Raw genomic sequence first — 24,111 nt, 5'->3', positions numbered from 1 at the left:
GTCCGCCCCGCCCTGCCCGTGTGCCCCGCGCGCCCCGTGCTGTCCGAGACGCCCGGGAGGGCCTCCGCATGATCCTGCTGCTGTCGACGTCCGACACCGACCTGTTGAGCGCCCGGGCGGCGAGCGGCCCGGTGCCGTTCCGCTGGGCGAACCCGGCGCGCCTGTCGCCGGAGGAGCTGCCCGCGCTGCTGGTCGGCGTGGAGCTGGTGGTGGTGCGGCTGCTGGGCGGGCGCCGGGCCTGGCAGGAGGGGTTGGACGCGCTGCTGGCCGGTCCGCTGCCGGTGGTGGTGCTGACGGGTGAGCAGGCGCCGGACGCGCAGCTGATGGAGCTGTCGACCGTTCCGGCGGGCATCGCGGCGGAGGCGCACGCGTACCTGGCGCACGGCGGTCCGGCGAACCTGGCGGAGCTGGGCGCGTTCCTGTCGGACACGGTGCTGCTGACCGGGCACGGTTTCGCGCCCCCGGCCTCGGCGCCCGCCTGGGGCCCGCTGGAGCGCGAGGCGCGCACCTCGCAGGGCCCGACCGTCGCGGTGCTGTACTACCGGGCGCACCACATGAGCGGCAACACGGCGTTCGTCGAGACGCTGTGCCGGGCCGTCGAGGACCAGGGCGCGCAGGCGCGGGCGTACTTCTGCGCGTCGCTGCGCGGGGCCGAGCCGGAGCTGCTGGCGGAGCTGGGCGCGGCGGACGTGATCGTGACGACGGTGCTCGCGGCGGGCGGCACCCGGCCGGCCGACGCGCAGGCCGGCGGGGACGAGGAGGCGTGGGACGCGGGCGCGCTGGCCGCGCTGGACCGGCCGATCCTGCAGGCCCTCTGCCTGACCTGGTCGCGGGCCCGCTGGGAGGACAGCGACGACGGGCTCTCCCCGCTGGACACGGCCACGCAGGTCGCGGTGCCGGAGTTCGACGGGCGGCTGATCACCGTCCCGTTCTCGTTCAAGGAGATCGACGAGGACGGGCTGACGGTCTACGCGGCGGACCCGGAGCGGGCGGCGCGGGTCGCGGGCATCGCGGTGCGGCACGCCCGGCTGCGGCACACCCCGGCGGCCGAGCGCCGCCTCGCGCTGGTGCTGTCCGCGTACCCGACCAAGCACGCCCGGGTGGGCAACGCGGTGGGCCTGGACACCCCGGCGTCGGCGATCCGGCTGCTGGAGCGGCTCCGCGCGGAGGGCATGGACCTGGGCGACAGCCTGCCGGGCTTCCACACCGACACCGAGGGCGGCCACGAGGGCGACGCGCTGATCCACGCGCTGATCGAGGCGGGCGGCTACGACCAGGCGTGGCTGACCGAGGAGCAGTTGGCCCGCAACCCGGTGCGGATCCCGGCCGCCGACTACCGGCGCTGGTACGCCACGCTGCCGGCGGCGCTGCGCGAGCGGGTCGAGGAGCACTGGGGCCCGGCGCCGGGCGAGCTGTACGTGGACCGTTCGCGGAACCCGGACGGCGACCTGGTGCTGGCCGCGATCCGCTCCGGCAACCTGCTGGTCCTCGTGCAGCCGCCGCGCGGGTTCGGCGAGAACCCGGTGGCGATCTACCACGACCCCGACCTGCCGCCCAGCCACCACTACCTGGCGGCGTACCGGTGGATCGCGGCGGACCGCGCGGACGGCGGTTTCGGCGCGCACGCGGTGGTGCACCTGGGCAAGCACGGCAACCTGGAGTGGCTGCCGGGCAAGACGGCGGCGCTGTCCGCCGAGTGCGGCCCGGACGCGGCGCTCGGCGACCTGCCGCTGGTCTACCCGTTCCTGGTCAACGACCCGGGCGAGGGCACCCAGGCCAAGCGCCGGGCGCACGCCACGCTGGTCGACCACTTGGTGCCGCCGATGGCGCGCGCCGACTCCTACGGCGACATCGCCCGGCTGGAGCAGCTCCTCGACGAGCACTCGAACATCGCGGCGATGGACCCGGCGAAGCTGCCGGCGATCCGGGCGCAGATCTGGACGCTGATCCAGGCCGCGAAGCTGGACCACGACCTGGGGCTGGCGGAGCGCCCGGAGGACGACGGCTTCGACGACTTCCTGCTGCACGTGGACGGCTGGCTGTGCGAGGTGAAGGACGCGCAGATCCGCGACGGCCTGCACGTGCTGGGGCAGGCCCCGGCGGGCACCGACCGGGTGAACATCGTGCTGTCGATCCTGCGGGCGCGGCAGATCTGGGGCGGCGTGAGCGCGCTGCCGGGCCTGCGCGAGGCGCTGGGCCTGGACGAGGCGGCGCTCACGCTGGGGGCGACGGACGCGGCGGAGGCCCGGGCCCGCGCGCTGGTGGAGGCGATGGAGGCGGAGGACTGGAACCCGGCCGCCGTCGCGAAGGTCGCCGAGGGGCTGCCGTCGGCCGTCGCCGACGTGCTGTCCTTCGCCGCGACCCAGCTGGTGCCCCGGCTGGCCGCCACCACCGACGAGTTGGACGCGGTGCTGCACGCCCTGCGGGGCGGTTTCGTCCCGGCCGGCCCGTCCGGCTCGCCGCTGCGCGGGCTGGTCAACGTCCTGCCGACCGGCCGCAACTTCTACTCGGTGGACCCGAAGGCCGTCCCGTCCCGCCTCGCCTGGGAGACCGGCCAGGCCCTGGCCGCCTCGCTCCTGGAGCGCTACCGGGCCGACAACGACGGCGAGTTCCCGCCCTCCGTCGGCCTCTCGCTCTGGGGCACCTCGGCGATGCGCACCGCGGGCGACGACATCGCCGAGGCGCTGGCGCTGCTGGGCGTGCGCCCGGTGTGGGACGACGCCTCGCGCCGGGTGACCGGCCTGGAGCCGATCCCGGCAAGCGAGTTGGGCCGGCCGCGGATCGACGTGACGCTGCGGATCTCGGGCTTCTTCCGGGACGCCTTCCCGCACGTGGTGGCCCTGCTGGACGACGCGGTGCGCCTGGCCGCCCGCCAGGAGGAGCCCGCCGAGCAGAACTTCGTCCGGGCCCACGTGCAGGCCGACCTGGCCGAGCACGGCGACGAACGCCGGGCCACCGTCCGGGTGTTCGGCTCCCGCCCGGGCACGTACGGCGCGGGCCTGCTCCAGCTGATCGACAGCCGGGACTGGCGCACCGACGCCGACCTGGCCGAGGTGTACACGGTGTGGGGCGGCTACGCGTACGGGCGCGGCCTGGACGGGCGGCCCGCGCGCGAGGAGATGGAGAGCGCGTACCGGCGGATCACGGTGGCGGCGAAGAACACCGACACCCGCGAGCACGACATCGCCGACTCGGACGACTACTTCCAGTACCACGGCGGCATGGTGGCCACCGTGCGGGCGCTGACCGGCGCCGCCCCGGCCGCGTACATCGGCGACTCGACCCGCCCGGAGACGGTGCGCACCCGCACGCTGACCGAGGAGGCGGCCCGGGTCTTCCGCGCCCGGGTGGTCAACCCGCGCTGGCTGGAGGCGATGCGGCGGCACGGCTACAAGGGCGCGTTCGAGATGGCCGCGACCGTGGACTACCTGTTCGGCTACGACGCGACCACCGGCGTGGTGGCGGACTGGATGTACGAGAAGCTGACCGAGGAGTACGTGCTCGACCCGGTCAACCGCGAGTTCTTCGCCGAGGCCAACCCGTGGGCCCTGCACGGCATCGCCGAACGCCTGCTGGAGGCCGCCGGGCGCGGCCTGTGGGCGGAGCCGGACGCGGCGCTGCTGGACGAGCTGCGGCGGGTGCTGCTGGAGACGGAGGGCGACCTGGAGGGCGAGTGAACCCGCGCGATCCGGGCAGGCTGGGGACGACCTTGACATGCCGATGATCGAATAGGGGTGCCTTCCGCCCCGGCCGGACGGACAATCTGCCCATGAACCTGCGAACCGCCCTCACCCGACCGGCCCGTTACGGCGCGCTGGCCTCGGGCGCGCTGCCCGTCCTGACCTTCCCCGGAGCGGGCCTGGCCTGGCTGGCCTGGGCGGCGCTGGTGCCGGGGATGCTGCTGATGCGGGCGGCGCAGGGGCCGCGCGAGGCGATGGTGCGCGGCTGGTGGTTCGGCGCGGGGTTCATCCTCACCGGGATGTACTGGCTGATCCCGTCGATCGGTCCGGCGCTGCCGGTGCTGGCGGTGCTGTTCGGCGTGCTGCAGGCGCCGTTCGGCCTCGCCGTGTGGTGGCTGCTGCGCGGCGAGCCGGTGCCGCACCGCGCGGCGGCGGCGCTGGTGGTGCTGCCGGCGGTGTGGGTGTGCGCCGAGTACGCCCGGTCCTGGCACGCGCTGGGCGGGCCGTGGGCGCTGCTGGGCGCCACCCAGTGGGAGCACCCGGCGGTGCTCGGCCTGGCGTCCGTCGGCGGTGTGTGGCTGGTGAGTTGGGTGCTGGTCGGGGTGAACACGGCGCTGCTGGTGCTGCTGTCCGCGCACGGGCTGCGGGTGCGCGCCCTGGCGGGGGCGGCGGCGCTGGCCGCGCTGCTCTCCGGCCCGTTGGCGTTCGCGGCGCAGGCCGCGCCGGCCACTTCGGGTTCGGCGGCGGTGGCGCTGGTGCAGGCGGGCTCGACGCCGGACGAGCAGGCCCGGCTGGAGGAGAACGTGCGGATCACCCGCTCGCTGGCCGCCCGCCCGGTGGACCTGATCGTGTGGGGCGAGAGCTCGACCACCGAGGACCTGGACCGGCAGCAGGCGACGGTGGCCCGCCTGGCGGCGCTCTCGCGCGCCGCGGGGGCGCAGCTGCTGGTCGGCGAGGACGCCCGGAAGGCCGACGGGAAGATCTCCAAGGACGCGGTGCTGGTGGACGGTTCGGGCGTGGTGGCGCGCTACCGGAAGATCCGACTGGTGCCGTTCGGCGAGTACATCCCGCTGCGCCCGCTGCTGGGCTGGATCGCCGGGGTGAGCGCGGCGGCGGGCGAGAACCGGGTGCCGGGCTCCTCGGTGCACCTGCTGCCGGTGGTGGACCGCGGCGGGCGGCCGCTGCCGGTGGGGACGCTGATCTGCTTCGAGTCGGCGTTCCCCGACATGTCGCGCGCCGCGGCCCGGCAGGGCGCCGAGCTGATCGTCTACCAGTCGGCGACCTCCACCTTCCAGTCGACCTGGGCGCCGGCCCAGCACGCCTCGCTGGGCGCGCTGCGGGCGGCGGAGACCGGCCGGCCGGTGGTGCAGGCGGCGCTGACGGGCGACTCGGTGGCGTACGACGCGCAGGGCCGGCGGCTGGCGCGGATGGGCACGGACGAGTTCGGCGCGGTGACGGTCGACCTGGCGCTGGCCGACCCGGCCGCCCGGACGTGGTACGTGCGCCTGGGCGACTGGGTGCCGCTGACGGCGCTGGCGGTGGTGCTGGCGGCGGCCGCGGTCGCGGCCGCGCCGGTGCTGCGCGAGCGCCGCCGCCCGGGCCCGCCGCCGGCCCCGACGCCCGCCGGGGCGCCGCCGGCCCGGGTCTGAACTCCCGCTCCCCGCGGGCACGGAGGGCCGCCCCGCACCCGGGGCGGCCCTCCTGCTCCTCTCCCGTCCGCTACGTCCCGTCCTCCACCGCGTGGATGCCGAAGAGCGCGCCCTGCGGGTCGTGCAGGACGGCCAGCCGGGGCCCGTCGGGGACGTCGGTGGGCGGGAGGGTGACGGTGGCGCCGAGCAGGGAGGCGCGTTCGGCGCCGAGGTCGACGTCGGCGACCGCGAAGTAGGGCATCCAGTAGGGCGCGACCTCGTCCGGGAACTGGTCGGACATGTCCATCATGCCGCCGAAGTCGCGTCCGCCCAGGCCGAACCGGGTGTACATCTCGCCGGTGTTGACGCTCCAGCCGAACACCCGGGCGTAGAACTCGGCGGCGGCGCGCGGGTCGCGGGTGGCGAGTTCGACCCAGCCGAGGGCGCCGGGCTCGTCGCGCAGGTCGACGCCGAGCATGGCGGCGGGCTGCCAGGTGGAGAAGACCGCGCCGGTGGGGTCGGCGGCGACGGCGAACCGGCCCCAGTCCAGGGCGTCGGTCGGCGGGACGATCACCTTGCCGTCGGCGTCGGCGATCTCGTCGGCGGCGATGTCGGTGTCCGGGGTGTGGAAGCCGATCGTCCAGGCGGTGGGCTGGTCGGGGTGCATCAGCCCGCTGAGGCCGGCGACGAGCTGCTCGCCCAGGTAGAGCTTGGTGTAGCCCGCGGCCTTCTCGTCGGGGACGGACTCGGTGCGCCAGCCGAAGAGCTCGTGGTAGAACGCCTTGGCGGCGGCCGGGTCCTTGGTGGCGAGCTCGACCCAGCAGGGCGCGCCGGGGCTCGGTTCGGTGATCTTCACGGTCGGCTCATCTCCAGGATCAGTTTGCCTCGGACGTGCCCGCCCTCCACCTCGGCCACCGCCTCGGCGGCGCGTTCCAGCGGGTAGCGGGCGGTGATGTGCGGGTCGAGGGTGCCGGCGGCGACGAGTTCGGCGAGCGCCGCGAGCGGGGCGGCGGTGCCGTCGCGCCGGACGTAGGCGCCGCCGAGCGCGGCCGCGGTGTCCGGGTCGGCGGTGGACACCAGCCGGCCGGGGGCGCGCAGCGCGCCGGCGACCTCGCGGACGGCGTCCCCGCCGACCAGGTCGAGCACGGCGTCCACGCCGTCGGGGGCGACGCCGCGCAGCCGTTCGGCGACGCCCGGGCCGTAACGGACGGGGGTCGCGCCGAGCGAGCGGACGTGGTCGGCGCTGCCCTCCCCGGCGGCGCCCAGCACCCGCAGGCCCCGGCCGCGGGCGATCTGCGCGGCGGCGGTGCCGACGCCGCCGGCCGCGCCGACGATCAGCAGGGTCCGGCCGGGGTCCAGGCCGAGCGCGGCGAGCTGGTCGAGCGCGTCGTAGGCGGTGGCGGCCGCGACGGGGAGGGCTGCGGCCTCGGCGAAGCCGACGGTGCGCGGCTTGTGCGCGGTGGTGCCGGCGGCGAGCAGCGCCTCCTCGGCGAAGGCCCCGCCGGGGGCGATGCCGAACACCTCGTCGCCGACCCGGAAGCCCTGCACGCCCTCGCCGACGGCGCTCACCACGCCGGCCGCCTCGGTGCCCATCACCACCGGCGGCGCGGCCCCGGTGCCGAACCAGCCCTGCCGTTTCTTCCAGTCCGCGGGGTTGACCCCGGCCGCCACCACCCTGATCCGCACCGTGCCGGGCCCGGGGACGGGCGTGGGCCGGTCCAGGAACCCCTGCTGCTCCGGCCCGCCGTACGCGACGAACCCGAATGCCTTCGCCATCCGCTGCCTTCCTCACTCGCCCCGCGCCCTTCCGTCCCCTCCCCACCTTGCCGGGATACCGGCGAGTAGCCCGGGGGCGGTGGGCCGAACGGGAGGGTGGTGCGCCCGCGCGAACGACGGGGCGGGCACCTCGCGCAGCCTCGGAACTCGCCTGGAACGAAGCGCCCCTTCGGTCAACTCGGCTATCTCGATGGGGTGTTGATTCACCCGGAGGGCTCAAGTACCGTGTTTTCCATGAAAATAGGACGCCCCGTCAGGATTCAGGGATTACTCAAGAAGTCGACCGTCACGGTGGCGGTCACCGCAGGTTTGTCGCTCGCCATTCCGGTGACCCCCGCCGCCGCGGCCAACGGCGTCTACTGCGGCAGTCCGGTGATCCAGGAGTACGTGCGCATAGACACGGACTACCTTCCGGGGCCGGCGTGTTTCGCCAATGCCGGCGCGCTGAACAGCATGAGCCTCTACCTCAGCACGCACTTCCATTCCGGAAACAACAAGGTCACGTTCGTCTACACCGTGCAGGAAAACAATTACCAGACCTCCCTCACCCTCGATAAATGGCAGGACCGGGGCCTGGCGTTCGGTTTCCACGCCACCGTGACCTCGATGGTGATCTGGTGACCGGGACGCCGCCCCTCCTCCCTCCACGACGACGCCCCTCCCCCCTCGGCGGATTCGGATCACCCGGGACGGGCGCCGCGTGGCCGATTCGTCCGGAACGACGGCTGCGCGCCGCAGAACCCGCCCGAGCCGCCCTCGGGCAGCCACGACCGGGGCCCGATCGACGGGCGCACCTGGCCTCCGACGAGTACTGAAGCCCTTCATCCGACTCGGCTCCGGCACGCTCCTCCACTGGGCGTACGCGACGGCGCCCGCCCGACCACCCAGGTCGGGCGGGCGCCGTCGCGTGCCCTCGTCACGTGCCCCCGTCGAGCGGCTCCCCGGCTCTCCCGGCGCGGCCCGAGGGGGTCAGTAGGGGCAGGGGTGGCCGTCGGCGTGGTGGCTCGTCCACACCGCGACGTCGCACACCCGCAGCGCGCTCACGGCAGGCGGCAGCTCGGCGGCCCAGTGCAGCTCCGCCAGCCGGTGCGCCAGGGCGCCGCCGTCCGCGCGCAGGGCGGCGTGCAGCGCCGACCAGAACCCGCTGGGCCGGCCCAGCGCGCAGCGCACCACCCGGTCGTAGACGGGCAGCAGCCGGGGACGCTTGCGGGCCAGCAGTTTGCCCGCCAGCACCCAGCCGACGCCGGGCGCGTCGTCCAGCAGCTCCCAGGCCCGGGCGGCGGGGGACCCGACGGAGATGTGCCCGGCATCGGCGTCGACCAGGTCGAGGTCGGCCGGCACGGCGCGCAGCAGGGTGTGCAGGCGCTCGCCCAGCGGGCCCTCCAGGAGGTCCAGGGCGACGGGCGCGGGGACGGTCACCGACAGGGTCTGCACGGCGATCAGGTCGTCCGCGGTGAACCGGTCGGCGGTGCCGGGCCGGTCCCCGCCGCCGGCCAGCTGCTCGAACCGGGCGCCGGTGTACGGCGCGGTGCCGGGCGGCAGGCCGATCCCGTAGTAGCGGCGCAGGTCGGCGACGACGCCGTCGCGGGCGAGCAGGGCGTGCAGCCGCAGCGCCAACGGTGGGCGCCGCGCGGCAGGCGGCACGGGCGGCACGGGTGGTTCGGTCGGTGCGGTGCGAGCGGTCAAGGTTCGCGGTCTCCGTCCTTCCGGTGGGTCGGCTCCGGCCGCAGCGCGTACGGCCGCCCGCCGGGTGGCGGCGGGCGGCCGGCACGGGGCCGGAGGTGGGATCGTACCCGCAGGGGCCGCGGACGGGTGGGCAGTCCGCAGAATCGGTGACGGATCGTCAGCAGGCACTGCGCGGACCGCTGTCCACGGGAGAACCGCGCCGGGTCCCGCTCAGCGGTGCGGGCGCGGGCGCGGGCGCAGCAGGGCGGACGTCTCGGTGCGGCGGGTCCAGGCGATGACGGCCAGCGGGATCATGAAGAGGAACGGGGTGCCGGCGTTCTCGCCGTGCATCGCGGTGAGCTGGACGACGAACGCGCACAGCAGGAAGGCGATCAGGGCGGTCGCGGCCGGTCCGGCCAGGCGGGGCAGCAGGAGGCCGATCGCTCCGGCCAGTTCCACCAGGCCGGTCAGGTACATGAACCAGTCGCCCGCGCCGATCGCGTCGAAGACCGTGGTGGCGTCCGGCAGGGCGAGCAGCTTGGGCAGCGCGCTGGCCAGCGCGAAGAACAGCGCCATCAGGACCCGCAACGCCCAGACCGTCCGGAGCGCGGCCTTCCCGGGCTTCGCGGCGGCGGTGGTCGCGGCGGCGGTGGTGGCAGCGGTGGTGGTGCTGGTCATCTCAGGTCTCCCCGGTCGGCTGTCGTTGCTTTCACAGGCTTCGACGGCCGTCACCCCGTGAACTCATCGGTGCCCGGCGGGGAAGTCCTCCGGTCGGTGCGGTCAGGGCGCCGGGGGAACGTCCCACCAGCGGTCGGCGGTGACGCGGGCGAGTTCGGCGTCGCACTGGTGGACGTCGAAGTGGAGGTCGGGCGGGCGGGGCTCGTCGCCCGGGGTCCCCCGGTCGGACCGGACCACCAGGCCGCCGTGGCGTCGGACGGACCCGGCGAGGTGACCGCAGCAGCCGCCGGGGCCCGCCGTGCCGCCCACCAGGTCCTCGCCGTCGACCCGGATCCGCACCTCGGCGGTGCGGCGCGGGGACGGCAGCACTTCGATCGCCAGCCGGTCGGACACCCGCCCGCCCCGCGGGCCGTGGTCGGCGCCCCCGCGCCCCGCCGGTCCGGAGGCGGGCCTGCTCCGCGCTCGGCGGGCCGCCCCGCCGGCCCTGCCCGTTCCCGTCGCGGGGTCCGGCGGGCGGAGGGTTTCAGCTCTCGTGGCCGAGGCCGGGCTCGGGTGCGGCCTCCAGGTCGGCGTCGGCGATCCGTCGGGCGATCTCGGCGGGGCGCACGGGGCGGCCGAAGTGCCAGCCCTGGGCGAGGTCGCAGCCCATCAGGCGCAGGCGTTCGGCGTCGGCGCGGCTCTCCACGCCCTCCGCGGTGACCGACAGGCCCAGCGTGTGGGCGAGCGAGACCAGTCCGCTGACGATCCGCCAGCCGAGGTGGGTGTCCTTGGCGGGGTCGTGCAGGTCGCCGACGAAGGAGCCGGCGATCTTGAGGTTGGAGACCGGCAGGTCGCGCAGGTAGGCCAGGTTGGACCAGCCGGTGCCGAAGTCGTCGACGGCGAGCGAGACGCCCATGTCGACCAGCGCGTGCAGCGCCTTGAGCGCCTCGTCCTCGGGGCCGACCACGGTCGACTCGGTGATCTCCAGTTGCAGCATGGACGGGTCCAGTCCGGTGCTGCGCAGGGTGCGTTCGACGTCGCCGACCAGTCCGGCGTTGCGGGCCTGCCGGACGGCCAGGTTGACGCTCACCTTGGGCGCCCGGTCGCCGAACTTGGCGACCCAGTCGGCGGCCTGCTCGCAGGCCTGCTCCAGCACCCAGCGGCCGAGCGGCATGATCAGCCCGGTCTCCTCGGCGACGCCGACGAACTCCTCGGGGCCGAGCACCCCCATCTGCGGGTGCCGCCAGCGCACCAGTGCCTCGACGCCGGTCATCGCGCCGGAGGCGAGGTCGACCATCGGCTGGTAGTCGATGAAGAACTCGCCGCGGTCGAGCGCGGCGGGCATCCGCACGGACACCGCGTACCGGCTGACGGCGCGGGCGTTCTCCTTGGGGTCGAACAGCGTCCAGCGGCCGCGCCCGGCCTCCTTGGCCCGGTACAGGGTGAGGTCGGCGGCCCGGACGGCGGCGCCGGGCGTGGTGGTGGCGACCCGCCGTTCCAGCACGCCGACGCTGGCGCCGACGGCGAGCCGGTGGTCGCCGATCACCACGGGCCTGGTGAGCGCGGCGAGCACGGTCTTGGCGGCGGCGACGGCCTCCTGCTCGCCCCGGCAGTTCTCCAGCAGCACCACGAACTCGTCGCCGCCGAGCCGGGCCACCATGTGGCCGAGCGGGCTGAGCGCGTTCTCCAGCCGGCGGGCCACCACGGTCAGCAGCTGGTCGCCCATGTCGTGGCCGAGGCTGTCGTTGACGATCTTGAAGCCGTCCAGGTCGACGTAGCACAGGCCGAACCGGGCGTCCGGCTCCGGCTCCTCGAAGAGCTTCTCCAGCCGTTCGAAGAACGCGGCCCGGTTGGGCAGCCCGGTCAGCGGGTCGTGGGTGGCCTGGTGGCGCAGCCGCTCCTGGAGGCGGTAGCGCTCGGTGACGTCCTCCAGCATGGCGACCTGGTAGAGCGGCACGCCGTCGTCGTCGCGGATCAGCGAGACGGTCAGGTGCGTCCACACCACTTCGCCGTCGCGGCGGTAGTACGGCTTGTCGAACTGGAAGTACTCGCGCTTGCCGCTGATCAGCTCCTCGTACGCCTCCCACACGCCGGGGGTGTCCTCGGGGTGGACCAGGTCGTCGACCCGCACGCCCTGCATGTCCTCGGGGCCGCCGCCGAAGATCTCGCCGAGGGCCCGGTTGACGGCCAGGATGTTGCCGTCGGTGTCGCCGAGGCCGATGCCGATCGCCGCGGACTCGAACAGCGCGCGGAAGCGGGCCTCGGAGGCGCGCAGCGCCTTCTCGACCTCCTGCCGGGCGGTGTCGGCGGCGAGCCGGATCGCCTCCTGCTCGCGCAGCGTGCGCTCGCGCAGGGCGGCCGCCCAGCCGGCCGCGAAGGCGCCGCTGAGCGCCGGGCCGCGGTCGTCGGGGACGGGCTGGCGCTGGATCAACTGCACGGCGTCGGCCAGTAGTTGCGGGTCGGTGAACTGGTTGTCGATGAGCAGCGCACCGGCCTGGCCGGCCAGTTCGGGGCGGAACGGGTGCTCCCGGGCGGCGCGGTGCAGCAGTTCGGCGGTGCGGGCGATCAGCGGGTTGAGCACGCCGGGGCGCACCGCGGCACCGTGCCCGGTGCGCAGCATGGCGGACCAGGCGGCGCGGAACCCGGCGGCGGCCGTCCCGTCCGCGTCCGCCGCCGCTCCCCGCGCGGTCTGCGGGCCCGGCGCGGTCTGCGCCTCCGGGCCCGGCGGTCCGCCCGCGCCGGGTGACTCGTTCACGACAGGCGCCCGACGCCGGCCATGCCGGTCATCCGCTCGGGGTGCGGGCCGACCGATCCGGCGTCGTCGGGGCGCCACTCGGGCAGGTAGACCACGCCGGGCTCGACCAGGTCGTAGCCGTCGAAGAAGGCGGTGATCTGTTCGCGGCTGCGCATGGTGAGCGGGGTCGGGGTGGAGCGGTACAGGCTCTGGTGGGAGCCGGCCTGGTCGGGGCGGCCCTCCAGGGAGGCGTGCGAGAGGATCAGCATGCTGCCGCTGGGGAGCGCCTCGCGCAGCTTGGCGAGGATCTTCGCCGGTTCGTCGGCGTCGGTGACGAAGTGCAGGACGGCGTTCAGGATGACGGCGACGGGCTCGCCGGGGGCGAGCAGCTCCTCGACCTCGGGGCGGGCGAGCAGGTCGTCGGTGTTGCGCAGGTCGGCGTCGACGACCTGGCAGAGCGGGTCGTCGGCGAGGATCAGCCGGCTGTGCGCGACCGCGACCGGGTCCATGTCGACGTAGACGACGCGGGCCTCGGGCCGGTGCTCGCGGGCGACCTCGTGGACGGCGCCGAAGGTGGGGATGCCGGAGCCGATGTCGAGGTAGCGGCTGATGCCCTCCCCGGCGGCGAACTGGGTGGCACGGCGCAGGAAGGCCCGGTTCGCCCGCATGATCATGGGCAGGTCCGGCCAGAGCTCGATCGCCTTGCGCGCCATCCGCCGGTCGACCTCGAAGTTGTGCGAACCGCCGAGGTAGTAGTCGTAGACCCGGGCCGCGTTCGGCTTGTCGAGGTCGGTCCCTGCGGGCACCCAGTTCGGACGCGCCATGACGGCACTCCCTCCGACGTGGCATTCGAAAAATAGCGACAGGACATAAAGATCTTCCTATACCTGCGATGCACACCGCAAGCCGCGAGATCCGAACGGCGGCGTGGCGCGCCCCGCCGCCGTCCGGGAACGGCAACCGCCCACATGCAGACTCTGCATGTGGGCGGCGCCTCTGTTGGGTGGTGCGTCGCGGCTCTCCCCGCGTCAGTCGGGTGGGGCCGCTATCTGCTGCGCGCTACCTGCTGCCTGGTGTCAGCTGGTGGCGGTGCAGGTCAGGGTCGGGACGGCGTTGCTGCCCGAGTAGCTGCCGCCGAAGCCGAAGCTGGTGGAGCCGTTGGCCGCGACGTTGCCGTTGTAGCCGGCGTTGCTGACGGTCACGGACTGGCCGGACTGGCTCACGGTGCCGTTCCACAGGTTGGTGACCTGCTGGTTGCCCGCGTAGGTCCAGGTGACCTTCCAGGACTTGATCGCGGTGTTGCCCGCGGTCACGGTGACGTCGGCGTTGAAGCCGGCGCCCCAGTCACTGCTGACCTTGTAGGTCGCGGTGCAGCCGGCGCCACCGGTGCCGGTGCCGGCCTGGGTGGTGGCGGTGACGGCCGCGGAGGCCGCGGAGAGGTTGCCGGCCGCGTCCTTCGCCTTGACGGTGTACGAGTACGCGGTGGACGCGCTCAGACCCGAGTCGGTGTACGAGGTGCTGGTGGTGGACCCGACCAGGGTGCCGCCGCGGTACACGTTGTAACCGGTCACGCCGACGTTGTCGGTGGAGGCGGTCCAGGTCAGCGAGGCGCTGCTGGAGGTGGTGGTCGCCGCCAGGTTGGTCGGGGCGGTCGGGGCGGTGGTGTCGGTGGTGCCGCCGGAGCCGGTGGTGACGCTGAGCGCCGCGGAGGCCGCGGAGACGTTGCCGGCCGCGTCCTTGGCCTTCACGGTGTACGAGTACGCGGTGGAGGCGGTCAGGCCCGAGTCGGTGTACGAGGTGCTGTTGGTGGACCCGACCAGGGTGCCGCCGCGGTACACGTTGTAACCGGTCACGCCGACGTTGTCGGTGGAGGCGGTCCAGGACAGCGAGACGCTGCTGGAGGTGGCGGTCGCCGCGAGGCCCGTCGGGGCGGTCGGGGCGGTGGTGTCGGTGGTGCTGGTGCCGAGCGCCGGGTAGGCGTTCTTCAGCAGCTCCTGGAACTGGGACGAGAACCAGTGGCCCGCGAGCGGGGCGTTGGCCAGGGCACCCGACATGTTGTTGTTGTTGCGCGCGTTGCCGGTGTACGTCGGGTCGCACATCCGGTCGAAGCCCTTGCCCTCGTCGTTGGCGACGGCCTGGCTCGCGCCGTCCGACTCACCCGGGGGCTTCACCCACACGTACGCGGCGATGCCGTCCTCGGGGGCCGCCTTCGGACGCTCGCCGAGGCCCGCGCCGGACTGGTTGCACCAGTTGCCGGTCTGGAAGCGGCGGTCGATCCGGCCGCCGTCGACGTACGCGTCGACCGAGGTCTTCGGGCCCGGGCCGGCCGGACGGTTGGCGCCGCCCCAGCCGTTGCGGGAGGTGTCGATCAGCATGCCGATGTTCGAGTTGAACCCGGACGCGATCGCCTTGGTGCGCCACGCCTTGGCGAAGGACGCCTCGTCGACGTACTGGTTCCAGTCGACCCACTTGGACTGGCGGACGGAGGTGCCGTTCACCGTGTCGCTGACCGTGAAGTTGGGCTCGTGCAGCGCGCCGTAGTTGGCGGTGTTGACGACGAAGCCCTGGACGTTGTTCAGGGTCGAACCGGAGGCCTGGGCCGCCTGCTTGACCACGTCGATGGCCGGCTGCAGGTTGGAGTCCCAGCCGAGCCAGCCGTGGTGGCCCGCGTCCACGTAGTTGTAGACGTTCGGGATAGCGCCGAGCTTGGCCAGTGCGTAGCCCACGCCGTTGACGTAGTTGCCGTTGGCCTTCATGGTGTCGCAGTTGGCGGTGGCGGTGGCGGTGCCGCCCGCGTTGGTCGTCAGGTTCGGCAGCGAGTCGAGCTCGACCGTGGTGACGATCCGCAGGTTCGCGTAGGCCGGGTCGGCCAGGATCGCGGCGATCGGGTCGATGAACTCGCTCTTGTAGCGCGGCAGGTCGGTGGGGCCGAGCTCGCCGTTCGAGGCCAGGGCGGCACAGTCGCGGCCCGGCAGGTCGTAGATGACGACCTGGAACACGTACGGCTTGCCCGCGGCCTGCTGCACCGCGGCGTTCAGGTGGTCGCGCAGACCCATGCCGCCGTTGACGCCGCTGATGGCGGCGATGCGGTCCAGCCAGACGAAGGTCGGCTGGTTGGCGACGGCCGAACCGCCCGGCTCGGCGGCGGCGTTGGCGGACCACTCGGGGTTCACGTAGACCCCGGCGCCGACGAAGGGGTTGTCCACACGGGTCGCCGCGTGGGCGGCGGTGGTCGACAGGGCAAGGGGCACAACGGTCGCGGCGCTGAGCACCACGGCCGCCGCTGCCGTCCGGAGACGGCGCGTCAGATTTGCCGACACGGTAAGGGAGTCCTTTCGGGTGGGGGACGGACTCGATGGAAAAGCTCCCAATTAATGGGAGCGCTCCCATACTTGGCCCGGGCTGAGGCGAACTCAGCTCGGGGACAACCGATATGAAGCCATGACCTCGAACTCCCGTCAAGAAGTTGGACAGAACCCGTGGGAGCGCTCCCGCTTATCCGGATGGCCGTCGCCCGCCGGGGTTCGGCCACCCCGCTGCTCCCCCGCCCGCACTGCCCGCCGCACGCCACCCGTGCCCCAACCGGCGCTCCCCGCACCAGCCTTCACCCCCGCACCGGAGGGCAGTTCGCCGACGACCCGTTCCCCGCCCGCACCGCCCGAACACCGTCCGCGCACCGGCCGCGCACTGCTCCCGTACGGCCCGCCGTGGCCGGATCCGCCGGGTACCGGCCGCGCCGCGCCCGCCGCGCCCGCCGACGCTCCGCCCGGGCCCCTCAGCTGCCACGGGACGGCGGCGCGGCCACCGGCCGGACGGGGGCCCGGCCCGGCCTTCCCGACCGGCTCGTCACCGCCCCCACCTGCGGGTTCCCCGGCGGCGCCGGTGCGCGGCCGGGAGGTGCCCGGTCGGGGTGGACGAACGGCCCCGGCCGGGGCCGTTCCGCTGCGAAACTTTCACGGACCGCCGCCGCCGGGCACCGGAATCAGGCCCCGGCCGGGCCCGCACGCCTCGCCTCCGGGACGCGGACCGGCCCCCGTGGCAGGCTGTCCCCGATCCGCGACCCCCGGCCGGCGGGCCACCGTCCGTACGCCCCCCACCCGTACGATTCCGACCCGTACCGCCCGCACGACCCGCACCCCTCGCACGACCCACACGACCCGCACGACCCGCGACCCTCAGGAGGAACCGCGTGCCCGCCCGCCCCGTCCTCGACGACGACCAGCGCCGCATCCGGCTGGCCCGGCGCCACCTGCTCGCCCCCGGCACCGCGGCCGACCGGGCCGAGCAGGTGGTGGACGCCCTGGTCGCCGTGCACGCCACCGACCCCGCGACGGTGTTCCTCGCCGTCGCGGCCCGGCTGGCCGCCCCGGGCACCGCCGACACCGAGCGCGCCCTGTACGCCGACGCCACCGTGCTGCGTCGCCACGGCATGCGCAAGACGCTCTTCGCCGTCCCCGCCGATCTCGCCCCCGCGCTGTACGCCTCCACCACCGCGAAGGCCGCCGCCGCCGAACGCGCCCGCCTGCTCAAGGACTTCGCCGCCTCCGGCCGTGACGCCGCCTGGACCGCTGCCGCGGAGGCCGCCGTGCTCGACGCCCTCGGCACCGCCCCCACCGAATCTCCGGAGGGCCTGACTGGCAGTCAACTCAGCGAACTCGTACCGCAGTTGCGCGAGACCATCGACTACGGGGCGGGCACCTCCTACCAGGCCGCCCAGCCCGTCGGCATGCGGCTGCTGCGCCTGCTCGGCATGGAGGGCGCCATGGTCCGCCGCCGCCCGATCGGCGGTTGGACCAGCAGCCGGCACCGCTGGGTGCCGGGGCCTCCGGTGCCCGCCGCCCCCACCGGCGCCGAACGGGCGGCCGCCCAGGCCGAGTTGGCCCGGCACTGGCTCGCCTCCTACGGCCCCGCCACCGAGGACGACCTGGTGTGGTGGACCGGCTGGGGCGTCCGCGAGGTGCGCGCCGCGCTGGGCGCGTGTGCGGCCGCCGAGGTCGAACTCGCCGACGGGAGGGCCGGGTTCGTCCTGCCCGACGACCTCGCCCCGCTACCCGAACCGGAGCCCTGGGCGGCCCTGCTGCCGGCCCTCGACCCCACCACGATGGGCTGGAAGCACCGCGACTGGTACCTCGACCCCGCGCACCGTTCCGAACTCGCCGACCGCTCCGGCAACCTGGGCCCCACCGTCTGGTGGAACGGCCGCGTCATCGGCGGCTGGGCCCAACGCCCGGACGGCGAGGTCGTCTTCGACCTGCTCACCGACCCCGGCCCCGAAGCCCGCACCGCCGTCACCGACCGGGCCGCCGCCCTCCGCACCGTCCTCGCCGACACCCGCGTCACCCCCCGCTTCCGCACCCCGCTCGAACGCCGCCTCACCTCCTGACCGGCCGCCGGAGAGGCCGGGCAGGCGTTCAGCCCGGCAGCGGGTCAGGCGGACGGCGGGTCAGGCGGACGGCGGGTCAGGCGGTCGGCGTGCGACGGCCGCCGTACGAGGCGACCAGGGCGTCGGCGACGGCTGTCGCGTCCGCCAGGGCCGCGTCCGCCGGGTACTCCGGCAGCAGGTCGTCCCAGACCGGCAGCCAGGAGCCGAACAGTTGGAGCTGACCGGCCGGGCGGGCGAAGAACCAGAGGTGCAGGTGCGCCGCGCCGTCGCCCAGCCGGTAGACGTGGGCCCGGGAGACGTGCGGCAGCGCCTGCACCGCGCGGACGACGCGGGTGGTGAGCACCCCCATCTCGGCGGCCAGTCCGTCGGGCAGTTCCGCCAGGTCGTAGTGGTCGCGCGGGTACAGCATCAGCGCCAGCGGCACACCGACCCCCTCGACCCGGGCCAACCGCCAGTGGTCGGTGAACCACAGGCCCTCGTCCCGGGCCTTGCACATCCCGCAGTCCGCCGGGTCCTCGCCGTGCCTCGGCGGCTCGGGCAGGACCGGCGGGCGCAGCGGCGAGACCCGCAGCCCCTCCGGCTCGAACGGACTGACGTCCCAACTGGTCATCCGGGCCAGCGGGAGCCGGAGCTCGCCGTCGGCCGCCGCCCGTGCGTGGTCGTAGAACTCGTCAGGTGTCATAGCCATGATCGGAAGACTAGCCCCGGGCCTCCGGCGCCCTGACGCCCCGTCCGGCCGGCCGTTCCGGACCGCCCGGCCCGCGACTTCCCTTCCGCGCGGGAGGGCTGTCCCGACCGCGGAACGGCGGCGGCAGCGGTCGGCGGCCGCGAGGTGCGGTTCGTGCGGCGCGTCGCCGTGGAGCCGCGTCCCACGGGCGGGGTCCGGACGTCGGCCTGCTGGAACTGCGCTCGTCCCGTGGCGCACCCCGGCCACCCCGGCCGGCAGACGACCCCGGACAGGGTCGGGCGCCGAGCCGTCGGCCCGGGCCCGGCCCCGTGGTGGTTCAGCTCTTGCCGGCCAGGCGCCAGACCTGGTTCTTCTTGGTGGCCAGGGCGCCGGCGGAGTCGCACGTCCACTGGTGCACCAGCGCTCCGACGGCGGTGGAGATCCCGCTGACGTCCACGCACTTGCCGCTGTGCACCGCGACGAGCTGGTAGTCGTCGGCGGCGACCTGCCGCAGCGTGAACTGCTGGTTCGTGCCGCCGTGGCAGGGCCACTGTTGGACCGCGGCCCCGTCGGCGGTGGAGGCGCCGCCGATGTCGAGGCACTTGCCGCTGTGCTGGTTCACCAAGGAGTAGGTGTCCGCCGCCCCTTGCACCGGGCGGAAGTCGAACCGCTGCTCCTCGCCGGTACCGCAGGTGTACTGCCGGTACTGAGTGCCGTCGGCGGTGCTCAGGTCGGTGTCGTCCAGGCAGTACCCGCTGTGCTGGGCGACGGCGGTCGACGAGAAGGCGGCCTGGCCCGAGGTGAACTGCCACCAGTCCACGTTGAACAGGGACCCGCTGCCACCGGTGAAGCGCAGGTACAGGTCGTGGGTCCCGGTCGCACCGCTGACGGGGCACGAGACCGTGCTCCAGGTCTGCCAGCCTCCGGTGCCCGACACCGTGCAGGTTCCCACCGTCGGCCCGGTGACACTGTCCAGGTGCAGCTCGACCCGGCCGCCGCTGGTGCCCGAGGCCACCCTGGCGGTGAACGAGCCGGCACCGGCGCCGAAGGCCACGCCCTTGACCTTGGTGTAGTCGCCGTTCTCGATCCAGCTGATGTTCATTCCACCCTCGCTGGAGGGTTCGGTCTCGATGCCGCTCCCCCAGGCGACGGTCTCGGCTTCCTGGCGGACGTAGGGATTGAGCGTGCCGACCTGCGGCGCCCCGGCCGCCGTCATGTTGATCGTCGGAATGGTGCCGTCGGTGTTGTAGCCGAACTTCTCCACCGCGACCGACCGGGTGTAGCCACCGCCGCCGGGCAGAGCGCCGTTGTGGTAGAAGAAGTACGATCCCCCGTTGAAGTCGACGACGCCGACGTGGTTGGTGAAGCTGCTGCCCTGCGTGGGCATGATGGTGCCGCGGTACGTCCACGGTCCGGTCGGGCCGGGCGAGGTGGAGTAGGCGATGAACTCGGAGCAGCATTTCGCCGCGAACACCATGTAGTACAGGCCGTTTCGCTTGTAGAACCACGGGCCTTCCTCGTACAGGGTGGGCCGGTTCGCATCTCCCGCACGGGTGCCGAACCCCGCGGTGGTCAGCGGTGTCTGCGTCGGGCTGCCGGAGTACGAGATCATGTCGGCGTTGAGCCGCACGTACCACAGCCTCGGGTTTCCGTAGTACAGGTAGGCCTGCCCGTCGTCGTCGATGAAGACGGTGGGATCGATTTCGGCGTTCTGGATCAGTGGACGGCCGAGCGCGTCACGGAACGGCCCGGTGGGGCTGTCCGAGACCCCGACTCCGATGGCTTGCGATCCGTTGGTCATTCGTACCGGCACGTACCAGTAGAACTTTCCGTTGCGGTAGACGGTCTGTCCCGCCCAGGCGTCCGCGCCGGCCCAACTGAAGGTCGCCAGGCTCATCGGTGAGCCGTGATCGGTCCAGTTCACCATGTCCGACGAGGACCACACCCGCCAATCGCGCATCCGGAAGGTCGTCGAGCTGTCCTCGTCGTGTCCGGTGTACAGGTAGACCCGGCCGTTGTAGACCAGCGGTGCCGGGTCGGCGGTGTAGATGTGCTGCACGATCGGGTTGTCCGCACGGGCCGCGGTCGGAAGGAACGCCACCGCGCAGAGAAGGCTTGTCGCCAAGGCGAGGAGGCGTCGCGACCACTGCCGAAGTGTGAATCTCACGGTTCGAGCCCCTTGTCGGGTCGGGATGTGGAGGGACGGCGTCGGCGGGTACCGCCAGGAGGCGGGACTCCGGCACCGCGGTGTCAGCACGCCCGGGCGGACGTCAGGAGGCCCCCGTCCGTGCCGTCGGTACCGGGATCGATCCCCCGGCGGAAACCGCCACGGCGACCGCCCCGACCGCCCCCGATGGCACCACCTCGCGGCGCGCTGACCAGGACCGGCACGGCCTCCTTCCCGTCCTTGGGATCGCCGGTGCGGGACGGGCCGCGTCGGCACGGACAACAGCTGCACCGGCGAGTGATGTTAGCGCTAACATTTTCAGCCGCGAGCCGTGCGGGAAGCCGACCGGCGGTGCGGCTGGACGCGCCGTGTGTGACCTGAGTGTCCCTCAATGCGTGCGGGGTCAGCCAGAGTTCTGACCGAACGGGAAGTGGACGCTCCGCATCCGGGCCAGTGGCGGCGGCTGGGTCGGGATCCACCGATCGGTGACGGGCCGCAGGAGGAGCCGGCGCAGAGGGGTGCCTGCTGCGCCAGTGATGTGACGGGACGATTCGCCGGGTCGGCGCCTCACAGCACGTCCAGCGCGGCGGGCGGCCGGGCGCTCGCCGCAGCGGAGCCGCGCAGCAGGGCGGCGAGGTCGTGGGGGCGGGCGGGTTCGGTGGTCGGGTCGGCGGAGGCGATCCGGTCGAGCCGGAAACCGCGTCCGGCCCGGCGGGTGCGGCACCAGGCGATCAGGTACCAGTGGCCGCCGGCGGTGAGCAGCCCGGCCGGTTCGACCAGGCGTTCGCTCTGCCGTCCGGCGGCGTCGGCGTAGCGCAGTCGCAGCACGGTGCCGTCGGCGAGGGCGCGTTCGACGGCGGCCCGGGCGTCGGACGGGCCGGACGAGCCGGGTGCGGGGAGGGCGACGATCCGGCGGGCGAGGTCGCGGGCGGTGGCGGCGGCGGGTTCGGACAGGACGGCGGTGAGTTTCTGGGCGGCGGTGCGGGTCGCGGCGGCGTAGGGCGCGCCGGGGTCGGTGGCGGCGAGCGCGATGGTGAGCGCGGCGGCCTCCTGCTCGGTGAACCGGACCGGCGGCAGGGTGGTGCGGGGGTCGATGGACCAGCCGCCTCCCCGTCCGGTGGTGGCGCGGACGGGGAGGCCGGCGGCCATCAGGGCCTGGAGGTCGCGTTGGACGGTGCGGGTGGCGACCTCGAACCTGGCGGCGAGGCGGGCGACGGTCAGCGGGCGGGGCGCGGCGGCGCGCAACTCCTCGACCAGGGCGTACAGTCGGGCCGTTCGGTTCACCCGCCGGACCTTACCGTTCCCTGCCGGGCCTCGCCCGTCCTCACCGGCCCTCGCCCGTCCTCACCGGCCCGCGGCGGCGAGGAAGTCGCGTTCGCGGCGGCGTTCGCGGGCGGTGACGGTGAGCGGGTAGAGGGTGAAGCCGTGCATCGCTCCCGCGACCACGTCGAGCCGGGCCGTTCCCCCGGCGGCCCGCCAGCGTCGGGCGAGCAGCACGGAGTCGTCCAGCAGCGGGTCCTCGGTGCCGACCACGAGGCGGGCGGGCGGCAGGCCGGTGAGGTCGGCGTACAGCGGGGAGAGTCCGGGGTCGCGGCGCCGCCCGGGGCTGGTGCCCGGGGTGTACATCTCGTAACTGCTTTGCAGGCTGCGGGTGTTGCTGAGCAGGGGGCGGTCGCCGAAGTCGCGTTGGCTGGGGGTCATGGCGAGGTCGTAGGGGCCGAAGGCGAGGTGGGCGGCGCGGTAGGCGCCGGCGAGGCCGTGGCGGTCGCGCAGGCGCAGCAGGGTGAGGACGGCGAGGTGGGCGCCGGCGGATTCGCCGGCGATCAGCAGACGGCGGGTGCCGAACTCGGTTCCGGCGTGGTCGGCGAGCCAGCGGGCGGCGGCTTCGCAGTCGTCGGGTCCGGCGGGGTGCGGGTGCTCGGGGGCGAGGCGGTAGTCGACGCTGACGACGGCGAGGCGGGCTCCTCGGGCGAGTTCCCAGAGCCGTTCGTCCTGTCCGTCCGCGGAGCCGAACGCCCAGCCGCCGCCGTGCAGGTGCAGCAGGACGCCTTCGCACCCGCCGGGGTCGAGGACGCGGACCTTCACGCCGCCGGGGAGTCGGCGGTCCCGGGCCTGCGGGAGGCGGTGGGGCGGGGTGTCGCCGCCGAGGCGGTTGCGGCGCAGCCGGGCGAGGGTGGCCGCGTCGAGCGGGCCCCGGCGGGCGGGGCGGGCGCTCGCGGCGCGTTCGAAGGCCCGGTTGAAGGCGAGCGTCTCGTCGAGGCGGTCCAGGTCGGTCAGGTGCTCGCGCAGGGGGTGCCCGTCGAAGTCGAACGGGGTGGCGGTGGTCATGGGCAGACGGTGGCAGGGCGCGGCGACAGCCCCGTGTCACCCTTCGCCGGTGATCCGGGTCATCCGGCCCGGACGGCCGCCGTCCCTCCCCGCCTTTCCCCGTCCCTCCCGCTCGTCGCCCGCCGTCGCCCGCCGTCGCCCGCCGTCGCCCGCCGTCGCCCGCCGTCGCGGCCTAGCGTGGGCGGGAGCGGCGGCGGAGGGAGCGAACGGTGTTCGAGCGGTTCTCACGGGCGGGGACGGGCAGCGCGAAGTGGGCCCGGGCGGGTGCGGGGCGGATCGCCATGGGGGTGGCGGACATGGACCTGCCGGGGCCGCCGGCGGTGGGTGCGGCGCTGCGGGTGCGGGCGGGGCACCCGGCGTTCGGGTACCCGGTGGCGGAGGACGCGGACCGGGCGCTGGTGGCCGGCTGGTACCGGCGGCGGCACGGGGTGGAGGTGGATCCCCGCTGGGTGATGCTGCTGCCGTTCGCGCCGGGCACGGCGGTGCGGCTGCTGCTGGAGGCGGTGCGCCCGCTGCCGGGCCCGGCGGTCTTCACGACGCCGGAGTGGGGCGGCTTCGCCCGGGTCTGCCGGGCGGCGGGGGTGGCGACCCGGGAGCTGCCGCTGCTGCCGACCGGCGACCCGGCCGACCCGTACCGGCTGCCGCTGGCCGGGGTCGCGGCGGCCCGCCCGGGCCTGGTGCTGCTGAGCAGCCCGCACAACCCGACCGGGCGGATCTGGTCCGCCGCCGACGTCCGGGCACTGGCCGCGGCCGCCGCGCCGGGGCTGCTGGTCTCGGACGAGGTGCACGGCGACCTGCGGCACCCGGACGCGGGCGTGCCGCAGCCGGTCGCGGTGGCGGTGACCGGCGGGGCGCCCAACGTGGTGACGCTGAACTCGGTGGGCAAGACCTTCAACGTCTCGGGCCTGCCGAGCTGCTTCGCGCTGGTGCCGGACGCGGGGCTGCGGGAGCGGCTGACGGCGGTGATGGCGGGCTTCGGGCTGTGGGAGGGCGGCCTGCTGGGGGCGGTCGCGCAGCGGGCGGCGCTGGCGGAGGGCGGCCCGTGGCTGGACGCCCTGCTGGCGCACCTGGTGCGGGGCCGGGAGCTGGCCTCGGCCGCGCTGGGCGGCGCGGTGCTGGCCCGTCCGCAGGCTTCGTACCTGCTGTGGCTGGACGGCGCGGGGCTCGGCACCCGGGAGGAGCTGCTCACCCGGTGTGACGTCGAGCTGGCGGACGGGGCGGATTTCGGAGCGGCCGGTTCCGGGTGCCTGCGGCTGAATTTCGCCCTGCCGCTGGACCGCCTGCGCACCGCGCTCACCCGCCTGACCTGCGAACAAGCGGCTCGGGCGGCATCGAGGTTTGCCCCGGAGCAGACTGAGCAGGAACAACCGGGCTCAAGTCGCGAACCGAGGGATGGTGAAACCCGGTGACATCTGTACGTCCGCAC

The 24,111-nt window shown here is 74.6% G+C and carries 17 protein-coding genes; 5 read left to right on the top strand and 12 right to left on the bottom strand.

All coding sequences use genetic code 11. The annotated features are described in order from the left end of the window. Positions 1 to 68 precede the first annotated feature (68 nt). Entirely contained in the window at positions 69 to 3,677 is a 3,609-nt protein-coding gene (gene cobN, locus OO48_RS17970) for a cobaltochelatase subunit CobN (protein ID WP_033217410.1), read from the top strand. A gap of 92 nt (positions 3,678 to 3,769) precedes the next feature. After that, positions 3,770 to 5,329 (top strand): apolipoprotein N-acyltransferase, encoded by a 1,560-nt coding sequence (gene lnt, locus OO48_RS17965; RefSeq protein WP_051732264.1) that lies wholly within the window; start codon positions 3,770 to 3,772, stop codon positions 5,327 to 5,329. A gap of 70 nt (positions 5,330 to 5,399) precedes the next feature. Here the strand turns inward: lnt and OO48_RS17960 are convergent, their stop codons facing one another. Both OO48_RS17960 and OO48_RS17955 read right to left on the bottom strand, forming a co-directional pair. Further along, positions 5,400 to 6,164 carry a VOC family protein gene (locus OO48_RS17960; RefSeq protein ID WP_033217409.1) on the bottom strand — a complete coding sequence of 255 codons (765 nt, stop codon included), beginning with the start codon at positions 6,162 to 6,164 and terminating at the stop codon, positions 5,400 to 5,402. Continuing rightward, positions 6,161 to 7,084, bottom strand: coding sequence for an NADP-dependent oxidoreductase (locus OO48_RS17955; RefSeq protein ID WP_033217408.1), 924 nt, complete (start codon positions 7,082 to 7,084; stop codon positions 6,161 to 6,163). The genes OO48_RS17960 and OO48_RS17955 overlap by 4 nt, the downstream gene beginning before the upstream one ends. A 234-nt stretch (positions 7,085 to 7,318) precedes the next feature. On the opposite strand from OO48_RS17955, the gene OO48_RS17950 reads away from it, so the two are divergent. Further along, positions 7,319 to 7,705 carry a hypothetical protein gene (locus tag OO48_RS17950; protein ID WP_157845482.1) on the top strand — a complete coding sequence of 129 codons (387 nt, stop codon included), beginning with the start codon at positions 7,319 to 7,321 and terminating at the stop codon, positions 7,703 to 7,705. Positions 7,706 to 8,053: 348 nt separating this feature from the next. Here the strand turns inward: OO48_RS17950 and OO48_RS17945 are convergent, their stop codons facing one another. The 6 genes from OO48_RS17945 to OO48_RS17920 form a co-directional block, all read right to left on the bottom strand. Then, on the bottom strand, positions 8,054 to 8,701 hold the full coding sequence (locus tag OO48_RS17945; protein ID WP_063830700.1) for a DUF6308 family protein: 648 nt from the start codon (positions 8,699 to 8,701) through the stop codon (positions 8,054 to 8,056). Positions 8,702 to 8,980: 279 nt separating this feature from the next. Beyond that, a complete protein-coding gene (locus OO48_RS17940) occupies positions 8,981 to 9,427 on the bottom strand; it encodes a DoxX family protein (protein ID WP_033217405.1) in 447 nt (148 codons plus the stop codon). A gap of 102 nt (positions 9,428 to 9,529) precedes the next feature. Then, positions 9,530 to 9,820, bottom strand: coding sequence for a hypothetical protein (locus OO48_RS17935; protein WP_051732263.1), 291 nt, complete (start codon positions 9,818 to 9,820; stop codon positions 9,530 to 9,532). Between the two features lie 130 nt (positions 9,821 to 9,950). Further along, positions 9,951 to 12,161 (bottom strand): putative bifunctional diguanylate cyclase/phosphodiesterase, encoded by a 2,211-nt coding sequence (locus OO48_RS17930; RefSeq protein ID WP_245194698.1) that lies wholly within the window; start codon positions 12,159 to 12,161, stop codon positions 9,951 to 9,953. Beyond that, positions 12,158 to 12,964 (bottom strand): SAM-dependent methyltransferase, encoded by an 807-nt coding sequence (locus OO48_RS17925; protein ID WP_033217403.1) that lies wholly within the window; start codon positions 12,962 to 12,964, stop codon positions 12,158 to 12,160. Before OO48_RS17925 ends, OO48_RS17930 begins: the two co-directional genes overlap by 4 nt. 252 nt (positions 12,965 to 13,216) lie before the next feature. Continuing rightward, positions 13,217 to 15,412 (bottom strand): glycoside hydrolase family 6 protein, encoded by a 2,196-nt coding sequence (locus OO48_RS17920; RefSeq protein WP_425338557.1) that lies wholly within the window; start codon positions 15,410 to 15,412, stop codon positions 13,217 to 13,219. Between the two features lie 917 nt (positions 15,413 to 16,329). On the opposite strand from OO48_RS17920, the gene OO48_RS17915 reads away from it, so the two are divergent. Beyond that, positions 16,330 to 17,523 carry a winged helix DNA-binding domain-containing protein gene (locus OO48_RS17915; protein ID WP_033217401.1) on the top strand — a complete coding sequence of 398 codons (1,194 nt, stop codon included), beginning with the start codon at positions 16,330 to 16,332 and terminating at the stop codon, positions 17,521 to 17,523. A 76-nt stretch (positions 17,524 to 17,599) separates the two neighbouring features. Here the strand turns inward: OO48_RS17915 and OO48_RS17910 are convergent, their stop codons facing one another. The 4 genes from OO48_RS17910 to OO48_RS17895 all read right to left on the bottom strand — a co-directional run bounded on the left by OO48_RS17910 (position 17,600) and on the right by OO48_RS17895 (position 22,685). Then, positions 17,600 to 18,211 carry an HIT family protein gene (locus tag OO48_RS17910; RefSeq protein ID WP_033217392.1) on the bottom strand — a complete coding sequence of 204 codons (612 nt, stop codon included), beginning with the start codon at positions 18,209 to 18,211 and terminating at the stop codon, positions 17,600 to 17,602. A 316-nt stretch (positions 18,212 to 18,527) separates the two neighbouring features. Further along, positions 18,528 to 20,249 (bottom strand): RICIN domain-containing protein, encoded by a 1,722-nt coding sequence (locus OO48_RS17905; protein ID WP_245194696.1) that lies wholly within the window; start codon positions 20,247 to 20,249, stop codon positions 18,528 to 18,530. Between the two features lie 675 nt (positions 20,250 to 20,924). Next, positions 20,925 to 21,641, bottom strand: coding sequence for a helix-turn-helix transcriptional regulator (locus OO48_RS40700; protein ID WP_033217387.1), 717 nt, complete (start codon positions 21,639 to 21,641; stop codon positions 20,925 to 20,927). Positions 21,642 to 21,701: 60 nt separating this feature from the next. Next, positions 21,702 to 22,685 carry an alpha/beta hydrolase gene (locus OO48_RS17895; RefSeq protein WP_051732262.1) on the bottom strand — a complete coding sequence of 328 codons (984 nt, stop codon included), beginning with the start codon at positions 22,683 to 22,685 and terminating at the stop codon, positions 21,702 to 21,704. Between the two features lie 209 nt (positions 22,686 to 22,894). On the opposite strand from OO48_RS17895, the gene OO48_RS17890 reads away from it, so the two are divergent. Next, positions 22,895 to 24,094, top strand: coding sequence for an aminotransferase class I/II-fold pyridoxal phosphate-dependent enzyme (locus OO48_RS17890; RefSeq protein WP_157845481.1), 1,200 nt, complete (start codon positions 22,895 to 22,897; stop codon positions 24,092 to 24,094). Positions 24,095 to 24,111: the final 17 nt, after the last annotated feature.

This window comes from Kitasatospora phosalacinea, assembly GCF_000716545.1.
Classification (GTDB): Bacteria; Actinomycetota; Actinomycetes; order Streptomycetales; family Streptomycetaceae; genus Kitasatospora; species Kitasatospora phosalacinea.
Note: the sequence above shows the minus strand (reverse complement) of the source record. Positions and strands in the feature narration are given on the sequence as shown.